Here is a 23,415-nt window from a genome sequence, read left to right on the forward strand (position 1 = left end):
TGACAAAATGCCGTATATCTGTTATTAAATGCTGTTTTTGATTAATTTTTTAGTCAGTAGAGCATTCCCGGAATTAATTCTTATACAATAAACTCCTACAGGAATTGTCTCAATATTTAAAGTTAATGCTGAACCAGAGATCTCATTCTTCCGGAATTCCAGAATAACATTTCCCAGCACATCAACTATACACACTGATTCAATAAATGACAATTCATTAATATTTTCAATTTGTATTACGTCAGTAGCAGGATTTGGGAAAACGCTGACTCCACTCAGATCATTTTCAGAAATGCCAACAAAACCTTCGTTGGGTATTATCCTATATGTTGTACCCTCAGATGGAGTGCCGTCAATAAACCAATAGCAAGGAGGAAGGCACATGTTAAAGAAGTCATATAACGGATTATCGGCAGCATCGTAATAACTTAATATATTACTGCAATCGTCATAAGCGAATTTGATGCTGGGCCCCGGATCAGGGTCTGATATCCCTTCAGGATAACCATATGTTCCAGGATCTGCCTGGTAATCTCCAAAATGAAGTTCAAAATGTGCATCCTCTTGAAAAATCCAGATTTGAAAGTCAACAAAATCAGAAGTATCGCTGGTAGAAAACCATTGGACAAAGCCCGCATTTTTCCATTGAATCTTAATAATGTATTGCCCTTCTTCTCCCACAACTTCGTAATCTATGCCGGATAATGAAGAATCAACTCCTTTGTCTTTTAATAAATACCCTCCAAATGGTGTATGATAAATTTGAATACCCTTTCCATCAGCAGGAAAAGAAATTCCACCTCCTGCATGAACATACAATGAACTATATTCCTGATCGAAAACAGTAAAATTAAAGTCAAAATCAATAGGATAGACACTACCTTCATTCCAGATTTCTCCGTTGTTAACAGATATTGGGTTGTTGATTTCAATATAGTCTTCCATAGATGTTGTACTGAAATATGGAGTGTCCTGTCCAAAAAGAAAATTTTTAATAATTAAAAAACTTAACAGAATCCAAATCTTTTTCATTTCTTCTTATTTTTAATAATTATCAATTAACGGTTTGCATAAGAATAGTAACTGTTTGCGGGTTTCATCCCTGTCAAGTTACACAAAAGTTGAAGCAAGCTACAACCTGTAAATTTACTACTAAACCGACTATTTTTTTAAAAAACATTGCTATAGCGCGCTTTTTATTTATTGTCAATTCGTTATCTAATACAATTCATTCCGTAATATTTCAAAAAAAGTATCTTTTGCAACTCGTTCTCTCCAAGGTATGTGTCCACAGTTTTCAATTTGAATCATTTTAAAATCGCCCAGTTTCTCGGATAATGGTTTCTCAACTCCATCAATCGGATGTGAATCATAATTACCATGAATTGCAACAACTGGACATTTTATCTTGTCTGCACAATTTATCAATTCGTTTGTTTCTCTTAATCTTGATGCTTCTGCCCATACTGACTGATAAATTGTCAAGTCTAAATCCACCGGATCATTATCTGCAGACAGGTAATCATAAGAATCGGCAATTGTCATTAGTTTACCAAAGCGTTTCAATATTTCATTATCTGAACCGTCCGAATTGATGTCCGAAATTAATCTCTCAGCTTCTTTTCTATCTTGTGGATTCAGTCTGCTTAATCGGATACTCATCAGGTCATTGTTGTATTTACTTTCAAATGCTCCTGAACTAATTATAATCAATTTTTTTACCAAATCCTGGTATCTGCTTGCAAACAAAAATCCAAGCCATGCTCCCCAGGAATATCCAATCAATATTGCAGGCAAATCAGCACATGAAGTCAGTTGATTATGCAATTCTTCTATTTGTCCATTAACTGATTTCTCAGACTGCAGAAACTCTAAAATCCCAAAATCACACGATAAGTTTTCAGCAATTGGTTTCATTTCTCCAGATGCACCTGGTCCACCGTGCAGAAGCCCAATCTGAAATGGCTGTTTTCCATATTTTCTTATCGTTTCCATATGTGCATTGTCTGTTTTTTATTATGCGCTATAACGGGTAAATTATGCATTAATGGGATTTCCCAAACACTCAAAAATGATGATAAACGAAAAATAGCACGCATCCGCTGCCGCCTGGTGTAGCCTTCATCGCGGTAATGACACCTCCATTACATTCTTATAACCCTGAAAAACTCCCTGTCGAATACCGAAAAATACTCTTCAGCAGGATATGCTTCAAAAAAGGGAATGAAAAAATCCAGGATTTCACGTTCCCGCTTGTTGTACGACCGCAGATAATCCATTTTCCGCCCGGCTTCGCCGCTGATGTTGATCTGAACATCCGGTTCCGGCATGCCTGAAACGCCATAGGTTGCTTTTGCATTTTCCCATTCATCGCCGGGGAAGCCCCAGCTTTTCATCCTCGCGGCATGCCGTTCCATAATTGTTTGCTCCATGTGATCGGTATACACGCTCTGGTAGATCAAGGCGGGGGTAATCCGCTGCTGCATGGCCAGGTCAATGACCATCTGACTGATGAAAACATGCTCAGGATGACCATATCCCCCCATTTCGCTGTCGAGGGTAAAAATAACAGAAGGATTAAATGCCCGGATGCACCGGCTATATTCCGTTTCAATAAGCTCCCGGTTAAACACAAGCTCAAACCTTTCCCGGGGAATCGCGTAATAGGCATTTTCCACCGTATCGAGGTCGTTTCTGTACTGTCCGGGTTTCAGATCCACAAACATCACGGTATCCAGGATGCTGCGGCAGGCCTCTATCTGGGCCGCATTCCGTTCCGGCGACTGCGAAAAACTGACCACGGCAATCTCCCAGCCCCGCTGATTAAGCAATGATATGGTTCCGGCCATGCCACACATATCGTCGTCGTGGGCAATGACAATCATCGCCCTTTTGTCTTCAACCAGCTGAAGGAGGGTATCATCTGCATAAACTTCGACGGGCGCATATTTTAAAATATCCTCCCGGGTGTTGCAGGCGCAGAGTGTTAAAATCATCAGCGCCGTGAACGCAAACAGTATCTGATTTCTTCCGTTCATAATTCTTATCATTGATACCACTGTAATGATAACGGCCGGCGGCGGGAAATGTTGCCGGTTACAGCCGGGGCGTTGCAGCGCTGATATATTCATGCTCAGGCGCAGTGAACCTTAGCCCTCAGGCATGTTTATTCATTTGCAACAGATACCTGCTATCCCTGCAAATCCTTATTAAGATAAATCATATCAATAAGTTGAATATCGCCCTCGAACATCGGATGGTCGTAATTGTCTGTAAAAAAGTTCTTCACCCGGTGCGACACTTCAAATCCGCAGCTTTTATAAAACGACAGGATGGCCGGCGTTTCGCCTGTTCCGACAAGCATGGTTTTGTAATCATATTTGTAGTAATCGGCAATATACCTGATCAATGCGCGGCCGTATCCTTTGCCCTGATATTTAACGCAGGTCGCTATATTTTTCAGCTCGCAGGTTTCGCCGTTTACCGGCACCACCACGCAAACACTTTTCAGATCGCCGTCATATAATGCAAACAGGTCGCCATCCGGCAAATATCTGTCAATCATATCTTCCTGTTCGTCGGCCAGCAATAATAAGTCAAGGAATCGCTTCTTGTTTTCTGCAATTTTTTCTATTTTCAATTTCTTCTGTTGTTTCAGGGTTTGTAAAACATTGTTTTTAATCGTATTAACCGCATTGCCTGTGGCATTGGGCGATATGAAATCGCCGGGGATTATGGACTTCGTATCTGTCCGCCGCCACAAACGCCGTTACGGAGAGATCGTTTTTGTTCACCAAATTAATTCCAATAATATATTCACGATATCAGATGCACAAAGTCTGAATTCAGTACATCACGGTTCCGGAAGCACGAAGCCCATACTATTGCAGAACGGCTGTTATGTATCACTTTTATGACTTTCATAGTAATTGTTTAAAGTTTCGATCAGTTTGTCCGAACTGATGTCAAGTCCTGAAGCGGCAATATTGAAAGGTGAATTGTAATTATTAATATTAAACTGCATTAATTTCCGTCTGAAGCCGTTTGTCTCTTTGTCAAGCCAATAAGCGGGATTCTTAACTCCTACAATTACAATTTTTGTGCTTTGTATTTTAATTTCTTCAAAACCGGTTATTTCACTCCACTTTATATATTCAGTCAATGATTTCTTCGGATTCACATTTAAACCATTGTGGTCAATTATTAAAGCTATTTCTGATTTAATCAGTCTTTTTATTCCAATAAAAACGCCAGGTCCGAAAAAAAGAATTGAAGCAATTCCAATTCCACGATTAAAAACCGGGCTGTTTCCTCTCCAGCCAGTCAGGTTATCTGCTTCTGTGACCAACCAAAAACCTAAAGCAACAAATGCAATTGACCCTATCAACAATAACAATGATTTCTTTTTGCTTGAATAAATTTCAATTCTTTCCATGTTTGTCTGGCCTATTAAAATGTTCAGTGGTACGTGCAGTTGGCGCAGCTTCGCGGTAGCGCGTGTTTTTGCACTCGTGGTGCGATGCAGAGATATGATGTTGTTTTGTTTATTGTCGCGTTGGCAAAAACCGTGACACCAGCAGTGATTCTCCGGCGGGAGCCGGGGCGGGCCGCACCGACGACCACTAAGCGATCTTCTTTAGCCAGAATGTTCTCGCGGTGCGAAGAAGCCAATTGCATATACCGACCTGTTATTAGCAAGAGTTGTAATTAACTAAATCTGTCGTCTGATTTAACCTCATTAGGATCGCCAGTTTTATTATTTAACCAGCCGCTTTTTTCTATTTCATGTATATCAAACTGAGAAACATAGGGTTTTATGTCTAAAAGAGGTGTTCTATCAAGCATGTCAACATTCTCAATTTCAAGAATGTTATCTCTAATGCTTAGGAGTTTAACTACAGATATGCCGATTGCATTCGGCCTTCTTGGAGCCCTGGTAGCAAATAGACCATGTTGTTTGTCATCAAGGAATGGGATAACCTGCAGATTAAAACCTTTAGACTTATGAAAGTAATACACAAGGATAATATGGGAGAATTTTTCAAGATCAAGCAAACCCTCAACATATTTTCTCTTCAGTTTTATTGTACCCTTGATTCCTTTTGATCCTATTGATTGTATTGGCATTCCTTCCTTTCTCTTAAAAGGAGTATGAATTGTGCCTATTGAGTTAAAACATATTGTCATATTATTCGGCAGATATTTTACAATTTTTGCTAACTCATTAATATCAAAACAAACATTCCGCTTTCCCCGGCACCCTGCGCGCCCGGGCATCTTTTTGTCTGCCGGATACAAAGGTTACAGATGCTGCCTTTTTCAATGGGGTATATTTTTCCACCCTGACTCGGGATGTCCTTTAATCTCAGGTCCGTCGCCTTCAAACGCATTGGCCGGAGCGCCTCCATAAAAATCCTTTAACCCGCAATCTGACCATCCGTATGATGATCAAGCCCGGATAATTTCCTTTCTTTTCGCTCCCTGAGTATCCTTCTGATAAAATCTACGGAATGAAGCACGGCAGTAATAATTGACATTACGGCAATTATGGCAAGATACAACAGAATTGCATCGTTTGCGCTGCCCGTCCCTGCGAAGGCAACAGAACCTGAAAGCAACAAGAAAATCAATAACGCTTTTTTCATGGTTTTCCCATTTTCGGTTATTCAATATGATCAGTTACTATAATCGGATATATAAGTCACATCCATTCCCGTTATTTCTGATAACTTTTCGCAATTGAAGTCCATTGGCAAACACCCTCTCAAATATACTGCTTTTCCGGGCAGTTTTAAAACTCCCGGGCACCTTTTTCCCTTACCCCTTCCCTTCAGTATCCGTTCCGGCACCTCCCTTACCCTTTCGGGTTCTTCGAAATGCGGACTGTGGGCGGAATGCTCAAAGGTGATGAATGCCTTTTCCGGCGCCTGAAACATTTCAATACAGCGTTTCGCCAGGGTGCAGGAAAAGGTATAGTCATACCGGCCGTGCAGAAAGTAAACGGGAATCTCCGCCCGGTTTACCTGCAGGATACCGGGGATCACGATCCTGAAATTGAACTGCGGCTGCGTGGAAGTCGTAGCGGTTGATGCTATGAACCGTTACATGTTCTTAGCACAATGTTGCTTATTTAGTATGTGAAAACCAGGAGCACAACCAAAAAAAACCGCTTCCGGTAATGTTATAAACCTGCCGATGGAAACCGCGCATATCAGGAAGCTAATTGATAATCGGTTATAAGCAATTCCGGCGATAAATTGAGGCGTTTTGTTAATTGCCGGATCATTTCAACAGTTAGTTTCCTTTTGCGGTTAAGAATCTCCGAAACCCTGCTTTTACTGCCAAATACTTCTACCAGATCAATTTGCCTCAGTTGTAACTCTTCCATTCTTATCCTGATAGCTTCTATAGGGTCAGGAGTTTCAATGGGAAAGTGTTTCTTTTCATATTCATCAACCAATACCCCAAGAATATCGGCTTCGTCACTTTCGGGCGTGCCGGCAGGCGCGTCAAAGACCTCTTCAAGCCTCTTTAAAGCAAGTTTATAGTCCGCTTCCGATTTAATTGGTCTGATGTTCATCGTTTTTTGTGTTAAATCGTATTTGCATCAATCTTGTCATATTCTTTATGAGATCCAATGAACCTTATAAATATCCATTGCTTCTCAAAATTAATTTTTACAACAAGTCTGTAGGAATTGCCTTTAATGTTAAACACAATCCTGCCTTCTTTCAGAACACTTGCATTTGCATAAGTCTGTTTTACATCAGAAGGAGATTTCCAATCGGAATTCATCGCCGTATCAAACCAGGTCTTCAAATATTGCTCAGCATCCGGACATCTCTCCCAAAACTCTCTTAATGTGCTTTTTGCAAATACCCTTTCCATTCAATCCTTAATCATGATGCAAAGATAGTAATAAAATTCCCATATTGGGAACTTTATAAAGGTATTTTCATTGTTTTCAATAAGTGAACACTATAACAATCTTACCACTTTCCCTAAACGCTCCGTTCCCAACCGCCGCTTCAATCTTCTCCTTCCCTTCTTTTCAGTATCCGCTCCGGCGCCTCCCTTACCCTTTCGGGTTCTTCGAAATGCGGACTGCGGGCGGAATGCTCAAAGGTAAAAAATACCTTTTCAGGCGCCTGAAATACTTCAAAACAGCGTTTCGCCAGGGTGCAGGAAACCGTGTAGTCATACCGGCCGTGCAGAAAGTACACGGGGATCTCCGCCCGGTTTACCTGCAGGATACCAGGGATGGGTATCCTGCCAGTGAACAATGGCTGCGTTAAAGTCGTAACGGACGGATCTATATGAAATTGCAAACTGCGGGTTGCTTGCTTGTCGAGCCGCACCGCTCCCGGTGATTATCGGGATTGCGGGCTAAAAGGCTAGTTGTCAGCACGGAAACGGCGATTGACATGTAGTTTTAGTTAGTTTGGGTTGTTTCTTTTGTTTATCAGATTTACAATAATTCTTACAATAATATCTTTGTCTTCCGGTTTACTAATCGCTATCATTAATGTTATAGCAACCAAAGCGTTGTCCGCAATTCTTTTATTCCCGTTTTCGTTGTATAGTATCCCGTTTTTATCCAGAAAGTATAAGAAAAGAAACGCTGCTATTCTTTTGTTTCCGTCCGCGAATGAATGATTTTTGGTAATAAGATAAAGTAGATTGGCCGCTTTCTCTTCGATACCAGGGTATAAATCTTTGCCATCGAATGTTTGATAAATTGTTGATACAGAACTTCTGAATGATTTATCTTTTTCTTTCCCAAACAGATCACTATTACCATATTTGCGTTTTACAAATTCGATTTGTCCGATCGCTTCTTCATAAGTAATCTGAACTGATTTTTTTTCGGTTGTTTCGGTAATCTTTAAAGTATTGTTATCATATTGGTCCAGAATATCAAGAGCATAAGCGTAATCAGAAATTATTGCCAATAAACCAATACTTTCATCTGTACTCAGTACTTTTTGGTTAATCGCTTCACCGATCAATTTCACCGATTTTTGTAGTTCTTTAAGTTGCTCGTTTTGTTTCTTTAACCGTAGCTCATTGATAGAAAACCCTTTGATCAGATATTCTTTTAGAATTTTATTCGCCCATATCCTGAATTCTGTACCTCTTTTGGAATTAACCCTGTAACCGACAGAAATAATGACATCAAGATTATAATATTGTATTTGACGTTTTATCTCGCGATTACCTTCTTTTTGAACTTGTGCAAATTTTGCACAAGTTGATTCTTTGTCCAACTCCTCTGTTTTGTAAATATTTGAGATATGCCTGTTTATTGAAGTCCTGTTAGTTTGAAAAAGAGATTCCAACTGGTATTGATTCAACCAAACAGTTTCGTTTTCAAGTGTCACTTGAATTTCTGTTTTACCATCTTTCGACGTGAAGATTTGTATCTCTGAATTATTCATCATTTATTTCAGATATAATGAAAATTGATGTAATAGGTTGCATTACAATAATTCACACTAACGGTCGAGGCTAAGCGCTGGCGGGCATTTTTGAAAATTTATCGTTCCGGCCAGCTCAATTTTCAATAAATGTACAATCTTTCTCCTTACAACCATGCGCCCGATAGCGTTTTAGCCTTTGTTACCGCCTGTGCTATTTTCCTCACTCAATTATTGTTTCTGTTTTTTTGATTATCCAGCCTGTGTCAGTCTTTGTCACCAAAAATTCATTAGACCAACCTCCACCACCAATACAAACAGTATATTGCTTTGAAAAAAGAGATACTTTTTCTAATGGGCTAATATAAATAATCTCTGGGGTATCAAAGTTTTCGAGCAAATATGAATCATATTCACTTTCAGGCAAAATAATAGATTTGGCATTTGTATTTGAAATATGCTGTATTTGCTGATCGTCAGTAAAAATCATGATTGTTTTATCGTCACTTGCTCTTTCATATACAATAGATTCGTTTATGTTGCCAGAATTTTCCTTTCTAAAACTCAAGAAATGATCATTATCCATACCAAACCCTGAATGATTAAGTAAAAAACTATATAACAAAGTATTTTCATTATCAATATTTTCAAGTCTTGGATTTGTATCCTTCCCATCTATAATTCCATCACCATCAGTGTCGGCATTTAAAGGATTTGTCATAAATTTTTTCTCTACAATATCCGTCAATCCATCATTATCAGAATCTAACTTAAGTAAATTCAGATTAATTGAAATTATTAATCCATCTTGAACTAACTCATACTCCCCAATTTCAAAAGTACTTAAAGAATAAGGATTGAAAAGTCTGACTAGAGAAGACTCAATCTGTATTATTGAATCAGAAGTAAATAAAGGTATTGTTGATTTTGGTTTAAAATAATAAAAGCTGCCTTTTGTTAATCCAGTATAGTAATTATTCCAGCTTTCTCCGTTGTTTTCTGATAGGGCTACCCAATACCCTCCCATTTTCTGGTCATACTTATAATCCATATAAATTATAGTTTTCACTGATCCTAGGGTGTCAAGGCGAACAATAGAGATCTGCCTTATTCCATAAATTTTTTCATAGGAAAATTGATTAAAAATCTTTGTTACAATTTCTGGTGATTTTTCATATCGCTTCAACAAAGAATCAAATTTTGCTTCATAAAAAGTAGGTTCGCGAATTGATTTGTATTTATTTATCGTATCCTGAGTTCTTTTTATTGAAATATGTTTATACGAGATGGACTTTATATAAGATATATCTGCAGGTTCAAAGGACTTATAATCATCATTGTTCTTACATGAAGCAAACATTAAGGTGATAATTATAAGTAAAATGGCAGGAGTTTTCATAATTAATTTAGTGTAAGAAGTTTCTAATTTCTTGTTAGCTCTATTTAATTATCAACATTGGTTAACTTCTTAACAGGTTCACGTTTAATTCATTTATCATTTTGTCTCAGCATTGGCGGTAACTAATGAATATCATCTCAAACTTATAACTTTTCCTGATCCACCCGGCAAAACCCCCTTAATAAGTTTCCCTTCCCTTCAATATCAGCTCCAGCACCTCCCTTACCCGCTCAGGCTCCTCAAAATGCGGACTGTGGGCGGAATGCTCAAAGGTAAAGAATGCCTTTTCAGGCGCCTGAAACACTTCAAAATAGTGTTTCGTCAGGGTATAGGAAACCGTGTAGTCATACCGGCCGTGCAGAAAATAAACGGGGATCTCCGCCCGGTTTACCTGCCGGCTCAGGTCGGTGGACAGGATGGTCTCCCAGAGCGGATGCACCCCCGCGGCGGCCTTGCCCCTCCACAGGTTGAACTTCTCCTTCAGGGTGTATTCCTTAAAGGTCAGCGAAGGAATAAACATCCCGCTGACCACCGAACGCATGGCCCGCGTGGTGCCCACGCCGATCCGGTGCATGGCCTGGTCGCGCACCCTCAGGTAAGCGGCGGGAATATGGTCGGTAACCGGACAGGCTTCGAGCCGCCTGACCATGCCGCTGTCCCCGGCCAACCGGTAGCTGTCGAGCATATATTGGTAAGCCAGCCACTCGGAATGCAACTGGTCCGACATCTGTCCGATGCCGATGTAGGCATGATACAGTTCCGGAAACCGCGCCGCCGCCTGTATGCCGAAAAAGGAGCCGCCCGAACGCCCCAGCAGGTAAATCTTCTCCTGACCGAAACGCCCGCGCAGGTAGTTGGTAAGTTCTTCAGTGTCCGAGATCAGTTGCTCCGGGGTAATGGTCTCGGGGCGCGTGCCGGGGTGGTACGACAGGCCGGCCCACCGCTGCTCCCACCATACCACGGTAAAGTACTCCTCCAGCACCATGGGATAGCGCGGGGTAAGGAAGTAATCGGGCATGCCCCCGTGCAGGTAGAGCAGCACGGGATTGCTGAGGCTTTTGCCCCGGATAAACATCCCCTGCTTCACCCCGCCTATCTCTATAAATACCTTTTCGAAAATGCTACCCGCAAGGGGATTCCCGTTCTTATCCTTCAGGGGCGCCGGCTTCCCCGGACTGTAAAGCAGCAGCAGCAAAAACAGCAGCAGCACACTGCCGGCAACAAGGGCAAACAATACAAGGATCATTTTCTTCAGCTTTTGGATAAGGGTACGCATACAGGGCAGAAATTCAAACATACAGGCAGGCCAGGGCCGGCTTTACAAACTTAGGGAATTTGGGGCAAATTAAATGCCAATAATTCAATTCTGCATTATCAGACAGTCACATTAATGTCGCAAAATCACCGGGATATCCTGGAAGTCATCATAACTTAACCAGCCCCAAAGTAAGTGCAAGGAATGAGGATTCGAATATGAAACAGGGCAAAAAAAAACAGGACACAAGCCGGATTCAGGAAGTCAAAGTGTAAAACTAATTTACAATTATTGGTTTGTCATAGAAAGTCAGAATACTTTTTTTAATCAGAAATTAATTTATAATCATTCCAAATAGATATTCAGACTTCAAATACAATAATTTGAAAAGATTCAAATACTTAATCAATAGTTCCCAATATTTAAAAAGCTATCCCTATACTGAATTAGTTTACAATCATTTAATATAATCAGCAGAGCCGGTTTAATGATATAAAGCAATTATTCATATTTATAGTTTACGTTATTGTTATCTTTATTACATATCCCATAATCGCATGTATAAAAATGTTTCTAAATATACCCTTGATTTCTGTAAAAATTGTTACTATATTTGATCTCACCAATTGAGCTAAACATCTCTACAGACTATTAAATATTCATAATAATATTATTACCGATTACAAACGTTTACAATCAAATAATATTATCCGGTATACTAAAAACAACTCCCCTACCCGATCTGACAACAATTACCATCCGGAAGAAAATTTAAACTACTGAATTGTTCAGGTAAGAGACAGCATTTGAATTTCAGGGATCAGCCACCCCTGCAAAAAAAAACCTCCCCCGGAGGTTTATTGTCAACGCGAATTAACTATGTAGAAACCAAAAACCGAGAGAGGCTATACAAAGATAGGACAAATATGCTCAGATTCTGACTTGCTAAGCATTTTTTACGGATATAATTAACATATCAATAAGTCGGCATTGCATAATCTTTCCGGCATAAAGAAGCAATGAAAACGGGCCCTCCCGAATTTTACCGGCGCTGGTTATGGCAGCCGCTGCTGCACCTGATTGACTGCGAAAGTGGAAAAGCATCTTATTCCTGCAGATGTAGAAAGTCAGGAAAACAATTAACAACTACAATTATGAAAACGGTAAAACTTATCATTTTAACACTTTTAGTATCCATGGTTTCATTTGCAATGGCGCAGAAAACGTTTAAGCCAGGTGACGTTATCGAAGGCAAAACGATTGTAAGTTGGGCCAAAGATTGGGACCTGAAGGCATTTCAGCAAACAAAAGAAATCTACAAAGCCGGAATGTCACAGGATGAATTCATCAGGATAATCCGGAGCAACTTTCCGTCACAAGCCCCAAAATCGTTGATAGATGCATTTCAGCCATATTATGAATATATTTACAATTTCCATGCCCGGGACTTATCCGAAAAAGAAGTACAAAGTTCAATCACCGGAGTTGAAACAGCAGAACTTATCACTGAGCTTTCGACATGGAATACAAATAATCCCGGAGATGCTTTAAACTTCAAAAAATGGAATTGGAAAAAAATTATTGAAATCACTATAGAAATTCTGAGCGCCATTCTTCCATTTCTATAGCTAATGTCTAGCTTACAATAAAAAGCATACTGTCTTCCTAATAAATACAAGGAAGACAGTATGCTAAGTCCAAATTTAATAAATCCTGTTTATGATATACTACTTATATTTAACTAAAATATTATATTATAAAATATTTATCTGCATAAACAAATGTAGAAGAATGTTTTTATGTATAAATAAGAAATACACAACCTACTACTATACCTTTTTTTGTTTACAAACAGTCTTAATCTTCAATGAAAGCATAAGAAATGGTTTTTCACACAACACTTAACAATAGAAGATGAAAACAAAGATGAAAATTATTTTAATGGCTATCCCATTTCTGATTAGCCTATCAGCTTGTAGAGTTGCAAGAATCATCAATGCATCACAAGATACAATAATCCTGTTTAATGAAGAATCGATAAAATTCAAGTTAATAAATAATCAAATTATTTTAACCACAAAACTTTCGCAAGGAAAGGAAAGTAACTTTCTCCTTGATCTGGGAAGTCCTATTAGTATTATTTTTATTGATTCCACTGCGAGTTTGCACTCTTATGGTAAAAGCATATCCAATAAAAAACAAAAAGCAACATCGGCTGATGGTAAGAGGTTAATGAGAGAATACCTTGATTGGGGCACTATTACTACAAACTGGTTTAAAATTGAAAACAGCGTTCTCTCAACCATATACAGAAACGATCCATTTGACTGCAACAATCTTGGAGGCATATGGGGTGCAGATATATTTGCACAGGATATCAAAGGGAAAAGAAATAAAGTTCTGCTAATAAAAATGCAGGATTCCACTGTAAGGATATTGGACAAACTTCCTCCTCTTGAAAACTGGACAAAATTAAACACCCGTTTTAATATGTTATCCCACATAAAAATACTTACTTCCGTTAATAAGAATAAAACAAAAATATACTTTGATACCGGATTTAGCGGAAGCTTAATTCTGGAAAATAACATATTCAGAGAGGTTCAAAGCCAGGATAAAGACTCTTTATCAAACATGCAGATTGTATACGGACATATTCACAGTTCCCTTGCCGGATCATCAGCGCCAGACACTGCCTACTCAGGAATTATGAATCTTCAATTGGGTCCAGGGCTTCAAATCGATTCTATTCAGGTCATCACTACACCCAACATGATCGTAAATGCGATGGGAATGGACTTGATCAAGAGATTTAACATACTCGTTGATTATCAAAAGCAAAACCTCTATTTACAACCCAATCCGGCTTACTTCCAGTCTAAAAAGAATATTTTTCAGCTTTCGGGATTCAAGGCAAGAAGTTTTGAAAACAAAGAACTTATTGTGGTGAACATGGTTGCCGGTTCGCCAGCAGAAAAGGTCGGACTGAAAATCGGAGACCAGATTGTGTCCATTAATAATATCAGGGTTGATGAGATCAATCCATGTGAAACTTACAGGACATTCGAGGAATTGAGTTGCGAATCGACCGGCAATGTAATAATTGTTAAACGCGAAGGTGAAATTTTTAAATTCATTTTATAATAGCCTTGGAATGTCGCTTAACTCAATTACTCTATATAATCATTACCAGGGAATAAAAGAGGATCAGAAAAACATTAAAAGTCATACCCCTGATGCTTTCTAATTCATAGAAGTGTGGCATTCATGCAAAAAATGACAGCTCAGACGAAATGAAACTTGTTCATTATAAAATCCCAACGCGAATTAACCAAGTATAAACCAAACCCAATCAGCCTCACAAAACATCATACACCGGAAATCTGCCTTGCATCTGCAAAGCGCTTTCTGCGCCGGAAATCCTGCGCCTGATCGTGAATTGGATACCTGCGAAAGTGGACCAAAGCCTTGCTGCTGAGCAAGAAGAAAACTAACCTCAAAAGTCAGTATCATGAAAAGAGCATTATTACTGACAGTATTCACCACACTGTCTTTCATTCAGCCGGCGCTTTCCGGCATTGTGATCAAGACCACACTGACAATTGGCAGGAAGAGCAATAACTGCTCCGGATTCGGAATCTGTTCAATCTCCAGTAGTTCTTCGTATACCGAAGGAGCCATCAATGGCATCATAACTGTAGACGAGGAAGGTGGAAACATGACTATCTGTATCGACAAAGAAGATATTGAAAAAGTGCAACCCGATAAAGCGAACTACTTTGACAACAAAAGTACAGTCGTTTTCGCTGAAGATTATTCTTTCCCTAATGAAATCAACATCGCTGCAAAAGTCAGAAATCCCATCGTGATAAGGAAAGGCGAATACAGCCTTACCTATAAAAACGGCAAATATTACATTGAACTCCTCCTTTAAAGTACCCGGGGAGCCATTCTTCTGAAAAACTGACTCCCCGGTGCTGTTTTTACCAGGGAATCACAATACGCTTCCCTGTATAACTTCTATCAGGTTCTGAATTGTCATCGCACTATAAAAACTCATTACTATGTCGGTATACCGAGGGAAGACAATTCCAGCTGAAGCTACTCCTGTAAAGAAGAGTATCGGAAATAATCCTAACCGGATATGATTCACAACATTACCTATGGTTTACAATTTGATTGCCATCAGGTTTTCATCAATTACAACCCCTTTGGGATCAATACAAAGGGGCATGCTTCTGGTCGGCATCCTTGTTTCGGCATTTGTCATTTCCAATTACCCGCTTTACAGTCAGGACACGTGCAATCAGACTAAAACAAAGCCTTCCAGACAATTAACAGCCGTGACGGTCATTGACTTTTTCACTACTTTCACCGGTGTCCGCTATCTGAATGGATATACAACAAGTGAAAAGAATAATCTGAATTTCTACTACAATTTTACTTTAAACAATAAAATAAAGGCCGGGAAGCTGGCTATTACCAATTATTATTACACCGATCTGGGGATCAGGGATTATCAGGATAGTATAACCGTAATTTCGGATGATCAGTTCATTATTAAAAATGCCGTCGCTTGCCAGTTTCTTAAGTCAAAATTCTCCTTCAGCCTGGGCACCAATTCAAAAAGTCAGTATTTCCGTCACTATGAATACGGGACTGACACTGCCGGAAACATAACAAGAACCCTTTTCACCGCTTATCAATCACCAGGCTACCGCAATTTTTCCTGCGGTATCAGATACGACGTTTCAGAAAAGGTTTCTATAGAATTCGGTCTGGTTAACGGAAAGACGACCCTTATGAAAAACCAGGATATCTACGAAAGCAGAAACACAAAGAAACTTTACGGACTGGAAAAGGGGACAAAAAAGAAATCAGAATCAGGTTTTAATCTGTTGCTTACTATACCGCCCAACAAAATTTCCAAGAACCTGATTTTCGAAAATTTCAGCCAGATAAACGTGAACAGGGCTGATCTGGACTGCATTAAATACTACAAATTCGACATCAACAACGCCATTCACTATATTTTCCTCAAACATTTCCGGCTAACCCTCCGCACCCTCTGCCGTTACGACCTGAATACCGGCAAAAGGGTAACGGTGATCCACCACCTTTCGGCGGGGTTTTACCTGAACAATACCTTTTAGGGCGGGCTTAGTTATGGTCGAGGGTTACGGTGTAGGCGCCGGGTTGCAGGATATCGATGATAAAGCGGCACTGCATGCGGCTGAGTCCGGCCTTAATGGTATAACTGAGCTCGCAGCGCAGGGGCAGGGCGCAGCGGCTTACCGAAAAGCGGCGGCCCAGTTGGGTAAGTTGTCCGGAGGAGTGTTCTATCTTCAGGTCGGAAGGTGCAAAATCGGTATTGGCCACCTGAATGGCAAAGACCACCCGGCTGTCGGCGGCGTCGGGCACGGCCTCTTCCGTTACCCTGTGCACCGGGATGCCGGTGCTTTGTCCCACCCGGTAGCTGAGGCCGGGGTCGGTGGCGCCGGCATATACATCGTCCTTCCAGTAACCGGAGAGGGTGTGTTTCTTCCCGTTTTGCGTATATTTAAAGGTTCCCTTGCCGTTTTTCTGTCCGTTTACCCAGCGCCCCTTAAACTCATCGCCGTTTTCAAACGTGTAGGTCCCCTTGCCGTGGGGCAGCCCGTTGAGGAAGGCGCCGGTATAGGTGTCCACGCCCGTGGCTTTGCCCTTGCCGCTGGCCAGGCCGTTCTCGCAGTCGCCGCTGTAGGCGCCGGCCAGTTTTTCGTGCAGTACTCTGCAGGTGTCGTTTTGCGCGTTCAGTCCGTGCATCAGCAGCAGGCTCAGAAATATCAGTATCAGCTTTTTCATAGTATGGATGCCAACGGCCGGGAGACATGTTGCCGGCAGTCAAAAGTAGCTGTTTTCCTTAACAAACCAAAGAAACGGGAATTGTTGGAGCGTTTAGCGGAACTTCAGGATGTTTTTTAACGGATATGCTGTTTTTTTTAAGCCACGGAAACACAAAAACACAAAAAAAACACCAAACGATTTTTAAGAATTAATTACTTGCTGTTACTCCATTGTTTAAATGAACTCTGATTGGCCGGATTGTCTGAAGTCGCTTTTTGCCACGGAAGCACAATCCCGATGGCATTTTAATTCAAGGATTAGCTTCGCTGAGCTCTCCCGATAGCAATCGGGATCGGTTCAAGGATTCAAAAATTCAAGGATTCAAAAATTCAAAAATTCAAAGATTCAAAGATTTAAGAAAGTATTCTGTGGTTTTCAGTTTTTCTGTGTTTTCGTGGCAAAAAATTCAAGGATTCAAAAAATCAAAGATTCAAAGATTAGCTTCGCTGAGCTCTCCCGATAGCAATCGGGATCGGTTCAAAGATTCAAAGATTCAAAGAAAAAGCAGATCCTGTAAATCCTGTAAATCCTGTCTGACAATCTGAGAAAGAGAGGGTTCAATGAATTGCGCGAAGGTGGAGAAGTGATTCAAATATTCAAGGATTTAAGATATTTTCTGTGGCTTCCCGTGTTTCCGCGTTTTAGTGGCAGTTAATTCCATGCATTCGCGCATTCGTGGCTTAAAAATTCAAGGATTCAAAAAATATTCTGTGGTTTTCAGTGTTTCCGCGCATTAGTGGCAATTTAATTCAATCATTCGCGCATTCGTGGCATCTGATTCAAAAATTCAAGGATTAGCTTCGCTGAGCTCTCCCGATAGCAATCGGGATCGGTTCAAAGATTCAAAGATTCAAAGAAAAAGCAGATCCTGTAAATCCTGTAAATCCTGTCTGACAATCTGAGAAAGAGAGGGTTCAATGAATTGCGCGAAGGTGGAGAAGTGATTCAAATATTCAAGGATTTAAGATATTTTCTGTGGCTTTCCGTGTTTCCGAGTTTTCGTGGCAAAATATTCGTGCATTCGTGGCAATTAATCCCATGCATTCGCGCATTCGTGGTTTTATGCCTTAACCTGAAATCAAGGACCAGTACTCCATAAGCCGCCCGGTTTTTCATATTATACGCAATTAGTTTTATTATATCTTTGTCAGACATAAACCAACCTGATATGAAAACCTGGCCCCTCTCCCTGCTGACCATCCTGTTCCCGATGCTGCTTTCAGCCCAACCAGCACAACCTGAAAACCTCCGCTTCGGCGATGCGCTGCAAACCGTGCGCGGGCACCTTTACCGCTATCCCGAAAAGAGGGTAAGCCCCGGGGATACTTACCTGCTGCTTTACGCGGATGGCCGCGCCGCAACTGCTACGGTACGTGCCGGTCTGGCCGGAGAGGAAGCTGCGGGCCGCGACCTGCTGGCCCGGGTGTTTCCGCTGGAACCTTCGGGCTATGTGGTGGTAGCCGCTTCTCCCCTGCTGCCCCGCGTCATCGCCTATTCATTTACCGCCGGTTGCGGCAGGCCGGAAAGCGGCAATCCGCTGCTGACGCTGCTCAGGGCCGACCTGAAATCCAGGCTCGACTATGCGGCAGAAAGCGGTCAGGCGGCGGCGGTCGGCGAACCTATGCCGCGGCGCGACCGTCCGGAGCAGTGGCCGGCTACCGGCGACGGCTGGCTGAAGACCAACTGGACGCAGAACGCGCCTTATAATAACCTCTGCCCCATGGACCCGGTAACCTTCTCGCGGAGCTATGCCGGCTGCCCGGCCGTGGCCATGGCCCAGATCCTGAACTTCCATAAAAACCTGAACAATACGCGTTTTGACGATGGCGACGACTATTACCACAGCTATGCCGGCCGCAACTACCAGATTGACGACGACCATACGCAAAACGGTTTCCCCTCCTTTCCGCAGCTTAATGTTTACCTCGACACCCTGCAGGCCCATTATGAGCGGGATGTCAACCTGAGCAATACCGACAAGGCCGCCCTGGTGTTTGCCTGCGGGGTGGCCTGCACCCAGGTGTTTACCTCGGAAGCCTCGGGCACCTTCGGGGTGGATCAGGCGCTGGAGGCCTACCTGCGCTTTGGCTTCTCCACGGTGGCCCTGCTTGACGAGAACGACGCGGACCTGTATGACCGACTGCGGCAGAATATGATGGATACCCTCCCCGCCCACCTCGCGGTGGTGGATCCCGGCTGGACCACCGGCCACAATGTGGTGGTGGACGGTTACAACTCTGACGACTACTACCACCTGAACTTCGGCTGGGGCGGCATGTACAACGGCTGGTACCTGCTTCCGGAGGAGATCCCTTACAACCTCACGGTGGTGGAGGGCGTGGTGCTCGACATCAGCAGGGACACCACCACCGTCAGCAGCCATCATGTTCAGGCAGGGCAGGCGAAGGTATTTCCCAATCCCACCGCGGGCAGGCTGACGATTGCCTTCCCCGCTTCACCGGGACAAATAAACAGCGTTAAGATTTATAACGCGGCGGGCTGCCTGATCGAAAGCAGGAAAAACATCAGTAGCGGCACGTTTAATCTGGACCTGTCAGACCGCCCCGGCGGGCTGTACATCTTCACCATCCGCGATCAACAGGGACGGGTAACCAGCGGGAAGTTTGTGATAAACAGGTAAGACGCCTGCATCTCCTGAAAATGAATCACCGGAGACCGGGCCGTGAGCATAAGCCTGTCTTAAAACAGTCACAGGCGGGTAACCTGTTCAGTCGGGGGTTGGCTGCTCAGCGGCATGCGCCTGGTTTTCGATGCCGAACAGGTCGTAAGGCTGTTCCCTGAAATTATCGTTGAAAATAAAGACGGAAACGACAATCCAGGCAATAAAACCCAGTACAATCATCCACTGGGCAAGGGAAGTTTTTTGTATGGGCTGCCTGTCTTTCACTTCACACACTTCGCCGGGGCAGTATTGCGCCTTTTCCCTGTAAAACAATGAATAAAACTTACAACCCAGGCAAATACCAAAGGCCGACTCGAAAAACAGAAATATCAGGCAGATAAGACAGATAATGCCGGTAACCGGGCTGAAAGCGTTCATAATCAAAAGGTGCACCAACATGATCAAGCCCAGCGCCAGGCCGATCACCCAGGCGAACTTTTTCTGCTGAGCGCCGACATATTCAGGGGTTTGGTTAAAGATGACCAGCCGGCCGAGTATCAGCGTGGGGGCGTACTTCGGATTGATAAAAACCCTGACCATAAAATCGGTGAGAAAGATAACGACGGCGTATTTCAGCAGCAGGAAATTTCCCTTCATAATCACTGTGAGGATAGCGGTAAACATTAACACAAAGAGCAGTCCGGCGGCCGCCCTTACCTCGCGTTCATTCAGCACGGGAATGCTGTACCCGTCCACATCTTCGCCGAATTTAATGATTTTGTTTGCCATATTAACTGTTGATTACTGTTTAATTCATTGGCTGAACATTGATAAGCACTGCCCTTTCATTCATTTACCGGCCCGCGCCGGCTTCTTCAAACAAAGGTAAAATATTATTGCCGGAAAGTAAAAATGTATTTCGTGACAGGCAGGAAAGATAACAGCAGGTTAACGGCTTCAGAAGGTCACCATTTTATCGGCCCATACCACCAGGTTTACACAATCAACCATGGTGGAAAGCGGGCAGGCTTCGGTTTCGTTCAGTTGCCTGGATTTCATACAGGTGCCGCAGGCCATGATTTCACCGCCCGCATCCGAAAAGGCCTTCAGCTGAACATCCACATTGTACTTTTCGTGGGTCAGGCCTTCGCATTCCACCGCTTCCCCCATCAGAAACATCTTTACTTCGTGCCCCTGCTTTTTTGCAGTAAGGGCAAAGCGGAAGGCATTCCATGCCTTTTCAGATTCTTTGGTTTCGAGGATAATACCGATTTTCATGTGTTGGTCAGATGGATATGGTTAAATCATCAAAAGAATTTCTTTTTCATGCCCTGCTTGAACAGCACAACCTGCACCTTTTCGGCGGTCACCAGGCAGCCGGTGGGAATTTTATCGAACCAGGGCAGGATGATATTTACAAACTGTTCAATTTTCGTGGGCTCATCCACCATTTCTACAATTACGGGCAGTTTTTCCGTGATTTCCCAGAATTTGGCGGAGTGTATAACGCTGCTCGATCCGTACCCCATACAGCCTTTAGTAACCGTAGCACCGGCCAGTCCGTAGCGTTTGGCGGCAAACACCAGGGTTTCGCTCAGCAGGGTATGCCTGAATTTATCGGTATTGCTGATGTAGAAGCGCAATCGTGTGGCTTCGGAATTGCTTTTCATGGTACTATGATTTTGGTAAGCGCGTGTCCGCCAAAGGTAGCCAGCAGGCCGAGGAATACGCTGAGTCCGGCATACAGGCTGAAATACAATATACTGCCGTCGCGCAGCAGGGCCAGGTTCTCGTTCGAGAAGGTGGAAAAGGTGGTAAAGCCGCCGCAGAAGCCCACGGCCAGAAAAAGGCGCAATTCATTGCTTATGGGGGTGCCCCTGTCGGAAAGGCCGTAAATGAGGCCGATCAGAAAGCATCCGGTGATATTGACCCAGAAAGTGCCAAGCGGAAATGAAGTGATCACAGTATTCTGTATGCTCCTTGAAAGCAGGTAGCGTGCAATGCCGCCAAGAAAACTGCCGGAGCCGATGAAAAGTAGAATCTTCAACATAGAGCCTGTAAATGATTATTTGTAAAATTAAGCAATCCGGCGCTATAACCTGCTATCAGGAAAATAAGCCGTTGGCTTTAATAAATCATCCAGGAGTTATCAGCTTGTTGAAGGCGGTTAAAGGCTAACCCCATAGCCTGCGGCAAAGATATACTTTTACCCGGAACTGATGCGGACAGATGCTCAATTATTAAATATTCCGGCCGGCCCCTGCCCTACCTCGTGCAGCTGCACTCTTCCGAGGCCCCGCTCTCCATTCCGTTTTCGTGGGTTGTGGTGAGGTAATAGAAATAGCGTACGCCAGCCAGTGTATCCGCATCAGTATATTCTGTGCTTTCACCCGGGATACTTGTCAGTTTCACCGGTGCTTTTCCCCTTTCGTAACGGTAAATATTGATTGAAGATAAACCATCGTAGCTTACCTCACCCCATTCAAGCTGAATGCCGGCTCCGGCAGAAACGGCCTGAAGGGCAAAGGGAGGAACAGGCAGACTTTGTCCGGTGCGCAGGGTGGCGATGGCGGCTGCAGCACTCCGGTTACCGTCAATATCAACCGAAAACAACCTGTAGATGTACAGTTTTCCGGGCTCTGCAGTATCATCCGTAAAACTGTTTATTTTCAGAATTTCATTCTCAGGAAGTAATGATCCGAATGCCTCCCCTTCTGACTGTCGCTGCAACCAGTAACCGGCGATTATATTATTTTGGTTTCCCTGATTTTTCCAGTGCATCACCACCTTCCGGTCTTCTTCATAGACTGTGAAATCTGAAGGCGCTTCAGGTGGGAGGCTGAGTTTAGGCCTGAGATAGGTAAGCTCAGAAAATGTGCTTTCCACGAAACTGCTGCTTTCGGTTTTGGCGGCAAAAATATAGGTAATGCCTCCCGACAATGTTCCTGATGTATCGATCCAGGAAATCAACAGCGAATCGTTGGGTCTGAGGAGGTCGCTCACCACGCGCAATTCAGGGGTAATCCCGTCGTTCCGGTAAATGCGGATACCGGTGGCTTCCGCGTCACTCACCCTGTATTGCAATGATACGCCTCCTTTCAGGCGTTTTGACCTCACCAGCCATGGCGGCGCGGGAGCCTGAGGGTTGAACGCTGCACTGAAGATTACATTACTCGCAATAGTCTGGTTTTTATCTGCCGGTACTGCCAGAATCCGGTAATAATAAACTTTATCGGGTTTGATCTCCAGATCGGTAAACCGGGTTTGATCGGCAGGAAGGGTCGCCAGCAGCGAAAAGTCTTTGTCAGGATGTTGGCTGCGTTCAATTTCAATCCTTTGAACCGATTGATTCCCGTTGAGCGCCCATTCCAGATTGATGCCCAGCATTTTGCTATCTTTTCCGGCTTTTGTGGAAATAAACCAGAACCTGGAACCCATCGGAGAAATCAGTGTGATGCTGCTGCTGTTACCTGCGATGCGGTTTGTATCCAGCTGAACCATAAAGTATTGCAGATTTTCCTGACGTGGAGTTTTCAGCACAGTGGTGTCGAAGAAGGAATAGAAGGTTGTATCAGCGCTTCGCATAATAGCTTTGACTCCTTTGGCCTCCACCGGATTGTCCCCTTCATAGCGCAGCGGCATAAAATCCGGAGCCGGTCGATCGCCTTTGCTGAACCATTGCAGGTATATCAGGTCCGGCGTTGTTTCGCTGACAAGAAAAACCGGTTTGTCGAACCCTGCCGGGGTCTTAACCTGTGCAAAGGCATCCGTCAGTAACAGGGCAATGACTGCCGGCATCAGATATTTACTCATTTTTCTAACGTTCATAACCTGG

Annotated in this window: 25 protein-coding genes and 1 riboswitch; of the genes, 5 read left to right on the plus strand and 20 right to left on the minus strand. The window is 42.9% G+C overall.

Annotated elements, in window-relative coordinates; genetic code table 11:
• Nucleotides 1-24: 24 nt before the first annotated feature.
• The 14 genes from TBC1_RS05350 to TBC1_RS05415 form a co-directional block, all read right to left on the minus strand.
• Nucleotides 25-1,032, minus strand: coding sequence for a T9SS type A sorting domain-containing protein (locus tag TBC1_RS05350; RefSeq protein WP_062039540.1), 1,008 nt, complete (start codon nucleotides 1,030-1,032; stop codon nucleotides 25-27).
• A 186-nt stretch (nucleotides 1,033-1,218) separates the two neighbouring features.
• Nucleotides 1,219-1,995: an alpha/beta fold hydrolase gene (locus TBC1_RS05355; RefSeq protein ID WP_062039542.1), complete on the minus strand. Its 777-nt coding sequence runs from the start codon at nucleotides 1,993-1,995 to the stop codon at nucleotides 1,219-1,221.
• Nucleotides 1,996-2,144: 149 nt separating this feature from the next.
• The gene (locus TBC1_RS05360; protein ID WP_172668837.1) at nucleotides 2,145-3,038 is read right to left on the minus strand and encodes a PIG-L deacetylase family protein; all 894 of its coding nucleotides are present in this window, start codon (nucleotides 3,036-3,038) and stop codon (nucleotides 2,145-2,147) included.
• Nucleotides 3,039-3,190: 152 nt separating this feature from the next.
• Nucleotides 3,191-3,640 carry a GNAT family N-acetyltransferase gene (locus TBC1_RS05365; RefSeq protein ID WP_062042796.1) on the minus strand — a complete coding sequence of 150 codons (450 nt, stop codon included), beginning with the start codon at nucleotides 3,638-3,640 and terminating at the stop codon, nucleotides 3,191-3,193.
• 258 nt (nucleotides 3,641-3,898) lie between these two features.
• Nucleotides 3,899-4,435 carry an STM3941 family protein gene (locus TBC1_RS05370; RefSeq protein WP_062039546.1) on the minus strand — a complete coding sequence of 179 codons (537 nt, stop codon included), beginning with the start codon at nucleotides 4,433-4,435 and terminating at the stop codon, nucleotides 3,899-3,901.
• Nucleotides 4,436-4,707: 272 nt separating this feature from the next.
• Nucleotides 4,708-5,187, minus strand: coding sequence for a tRNA (N6-threonylcarbamoyladenosine(37)-N6)-methyltransferase TrmO (tsaA, locus tag TBC1_RS05375; protein ID WP_062042800.1), 480 nt, complete (start codon nucleotides 5,185-5,187; stop codon nucleotides 4,708-4,710).
• 230 nt (nucleotides 5,188-5,417) lie between these two features.
• Nucleotides 5,418-5,645 (minus strand): hypothetical protein, encoded by a 228-nt coding sequence (locus TBC1_RS05380; protein ID WP_062039548.1) that lies wholly within the window; start codon nucleotides 5,643-5,645, stop codon nucleotides 5,418-5,420.
• A gap of 30 nt (nucleotides 5,646-5,675) precedes the next feature.
• Nucleotides 5,676-6,044 carry an alpha/beta fold hydrolase gene (locus TBC1_RS05385; protein ID WP_062039550.1) on the minus strand — a complete coding sequence of 123 codons (369 nt, stop codon included), beginning with the start codon at nucleotides 6,042-6,044 and terminating at the stop codon, nucleotides 5,676-5,678.
• A 167-nt stretch (nucleotides 6,045-6,211) separates the two neighbouring features.
• Nucleotides 6,212-6,580 (minus strand): helix-turn-helix domain-containing protein, encoded by a 369-nt coding sequence (locus TBC1_RS05390; protein WP_062039551.1) that lies wholly within the window; start codon nucleotides 6,578-6,580, stop codon nucleotides 6,212-6,214.
• Between the two features lie 11 nt (nucleotides 6,581-6,591).
• A complete protein-coding gene (locus TBC1_RS05395; protein ID WP_062039552.1) occupies nucleotides 6,592-6,888 on the minus strand; it encodes a type II toxin-antitoxin system HigB family toxin in 297 nt (98 codons plus the stop codon).
• 140 nt (nucleotides 6,889-7,028) lie between these two features.
• Nucleotides 7,029-7,223, minus strand: a complete 195-nt coding sequence (locus TBC1_RS05400) for a hypothetical protein (protein WP_172668838.1) — start codon at nucleotides 7,221-7,223, stop codon at nucleotides 7,029-7,031.
• Between the two features lie 213 nt (nucleotides 7,224-7,436).
• Nucleotides 7,437-8,441: a RhuM family protein gene (rhuM, locus tag TBC1_RS05405; RefSeq protein ID WP_062039554.1), complete on the minus strand. Its 1,005-nt coding sequence runs from the start codon at nucleotides 8,439-8,441 to the stop codon at nucleotides 7,437-7,439.
• Between the two features lie 199 nt (nucleotides 8,442-8,640).
• Entirely contained in the window at nucleotides 8,641-9,816 is a 1,176-nt protein-coding gene (locus tag TBC1_RS05410) for a thrombospondin type 3 repeat-containing protein (RefSeq protein ID WP_137305451.1), read from the minus strand.
• Nucleotides 9,817-9,994: 178 nt separating this feature from the next.
• Nucleotides 9,995-11,092 (minus strand): alpha/beta fold hydrolase, encoded by a 1,098-nt coding sequence (locus TBC1_RS05415; RefSeq protein ID WP_062042803.1) that lies wholly within the window; start codon nucleotides 11,090-11,092, stop codon nucleotides 9,995-9,997.
• A 1,133-nt stretch (nucleotides 11,093-12,225) separates the two neighbouring features.
• Here TBC1_RS05415 and TBC1_RS05425 point away from each other — a divergent pair.
• The 4 genes from TBC1_RS05425 (at nucleotide 12,226) to TBC1_RS05445 (ending at nucleotide 16,224) form a co-directional block, all read left to right on the plus strand.
• The gene (locus TBC1_RS05425; RefSeq protein WP_062039558.1) at nucleotides 12,226-12,699 is read left to right on the plus strand and encodes a hypothetical protein; all 474 of its coding nucleotides are present in this window, start codon (nucleotides 12,226-12,228) and stop codon (nucleotides 12,697-12,699) included.
• A 286-nt stretch (nucleotides 12,700-12,985) separates the two neighbouring features.
• Entirely contained in the window at nucleotides 12,986-14,215 is a 1,230-nt protein-coding gene (locus TBC1_RS05430) for a PDZ domain-containing protein (RefSeq protein ID WP_082189491.1), read from the plus strand.
• A 367-nt stretch (nucleotides 14,216-14,582) separates the two neighbouring features.
• A complete protein-coding gene (locus tag TBC1_RS05440; RefSeq protein ID WP_062039564.1) occupies nucleotides 14,583-15,005 on the plus strand; it encodes a hypothetical protein in 423 nt (140 codons plus the stop codon).
• 229 nt (nucleotides 15,006-15,234) lie between these two features.
• A complete protein-coding gene (locus tag TBC1_RS05445) occupies nucleotides 15,235-16,224 on the plus strand; it encodes a hypothetical protein (protein ID WP_062039566.1) in 990 nt (329 codons plus the stop codon).
• Nucleotides 16,225-16,231: 7 nt separating this feature from the next.
• Here TBC1_RS05445 and TBC1_RS05450 read toward each other — a convergent pair whose 3' ends face one another.
• A complete protein-coding gene (locus tag TBC1_RS05450) occupies nucleotides 16,232-16,915 on the minus strand; it encodes an MORN repeat-containing protein (protein WP_062039569.1) in 684 nt (227 codons plus the stop codon).
• A 1,186-nt stretch (nucleotides 16,916-18,101) separates the two neighbouring features.
• Between TBC1_RS05450 and TBC1_RS05455 the strand changes: the two genes are divergently transcribed.
• The gene (locus TBC1_RS05455; protein ID WP_137305453.1) at nucleotides 18,102-19,598 is read left to right on the plus strand and encodes a C10 family peptidase; all 1,497 of its coding nucleotides are present in this window, start codon (nucleotides 18,102-18,104) and stop codon (nucleotides 19,596-19,598) included.
• A gap of 87 nt (nucleotides 19,599-19,685) precedes the next feature.
• On the opposite strand, the gene TBC1_RS05460 is transcribed toward TBC1_RS05455, so the two are convergent.
• From TBC1_RS05460 to TBC1_RS05480, 5 genes are all read right to left on the minus strand, one after another.
• Nucleotides 19,686-20,369, minus strand: coding sequence for a DUF4395 domain-containing protein (locus TBC1_RS05460; protein WP_062039573.1), 684 nt, complete (start codon nucleotides 20,367-20,369; stop codon nucleotides 19,686-19,688).
• 168 nt (nucleotides 20,370-20,537) lie between these two features.
• Nucleotides 20,538-20,858, minus strand: coding sequence for a DsrE/DsrF/TusD sulfur relay family protein (locus TBC1_RS05465; protein WP_062039575.1), 321 nt, complete (start codon nucleotides 20,856-20,858; stop codon nucleotides 20,538-20,540).
• A 29-nt stretch (nucleotides 20,859-20,887) separates the two neighbouring features.
• On the minus strand, nucleotides 20,888-21,250 hold the full coding sequence (locus tag TBC1_RS05470) for a DUF190 domain-containing protein (protein WP_062039577.1): 363 nt from the start codon (nucleotides 21,248-21,250) through the stop codon (nucleotides 20,888-20,890).
• Nucleotides 21,247-21,630, minus strand: a complete 384-nt coding sequence (gene crcB, locus TBC1_RS05475; protein ID WP_062039579.1) for a fluoride efflux transporter CrcB — start codon at nucleotides 21,628-21,630, stop codon at nucleotides 21,247-21,249. The genes TBC1_RS05470 and crcB overlap by 4 nt, the downstream gene beginning before the upstream one ends.
• Nucleotides 21,631-21,713: 83 nt before the next feature.
• Nucleotides 21,714-21,777, minus strand: a riboswitch (Fluoride riboswitch).
• 68 nt (nucleotides 21,778-21,845) lie between these two features.
• Nucleotides 21,846-23,408 carry a fibronectin type III domain-containing protein gene (locus TBC1_RS05480; RefSeq protein ID WP_137305455.1) on the minus strand — a complete coding sequence of 521 codons (1,563 nt, stop codon included), beginning with the start codon at nucleotides 23,406-23,408 and terminating at the stop codon, nucleotides 21,846-21,848.
• Between the last annotated feature and the right edge of the window lie 7 nt (nucleotides 23,409-23,415).

It is taken from the genome of Lentimicrobium saccharophilum (genome assembly GCF_001192835.1).
GTDB classification, from domain to species: domain Bacteria; phylum Bacteroidota; class Bacteroidia; order Bacteroidales; family Lentimicrobiaceae; genus Lentimicrobium; species Lentimicrobium saccharophilum.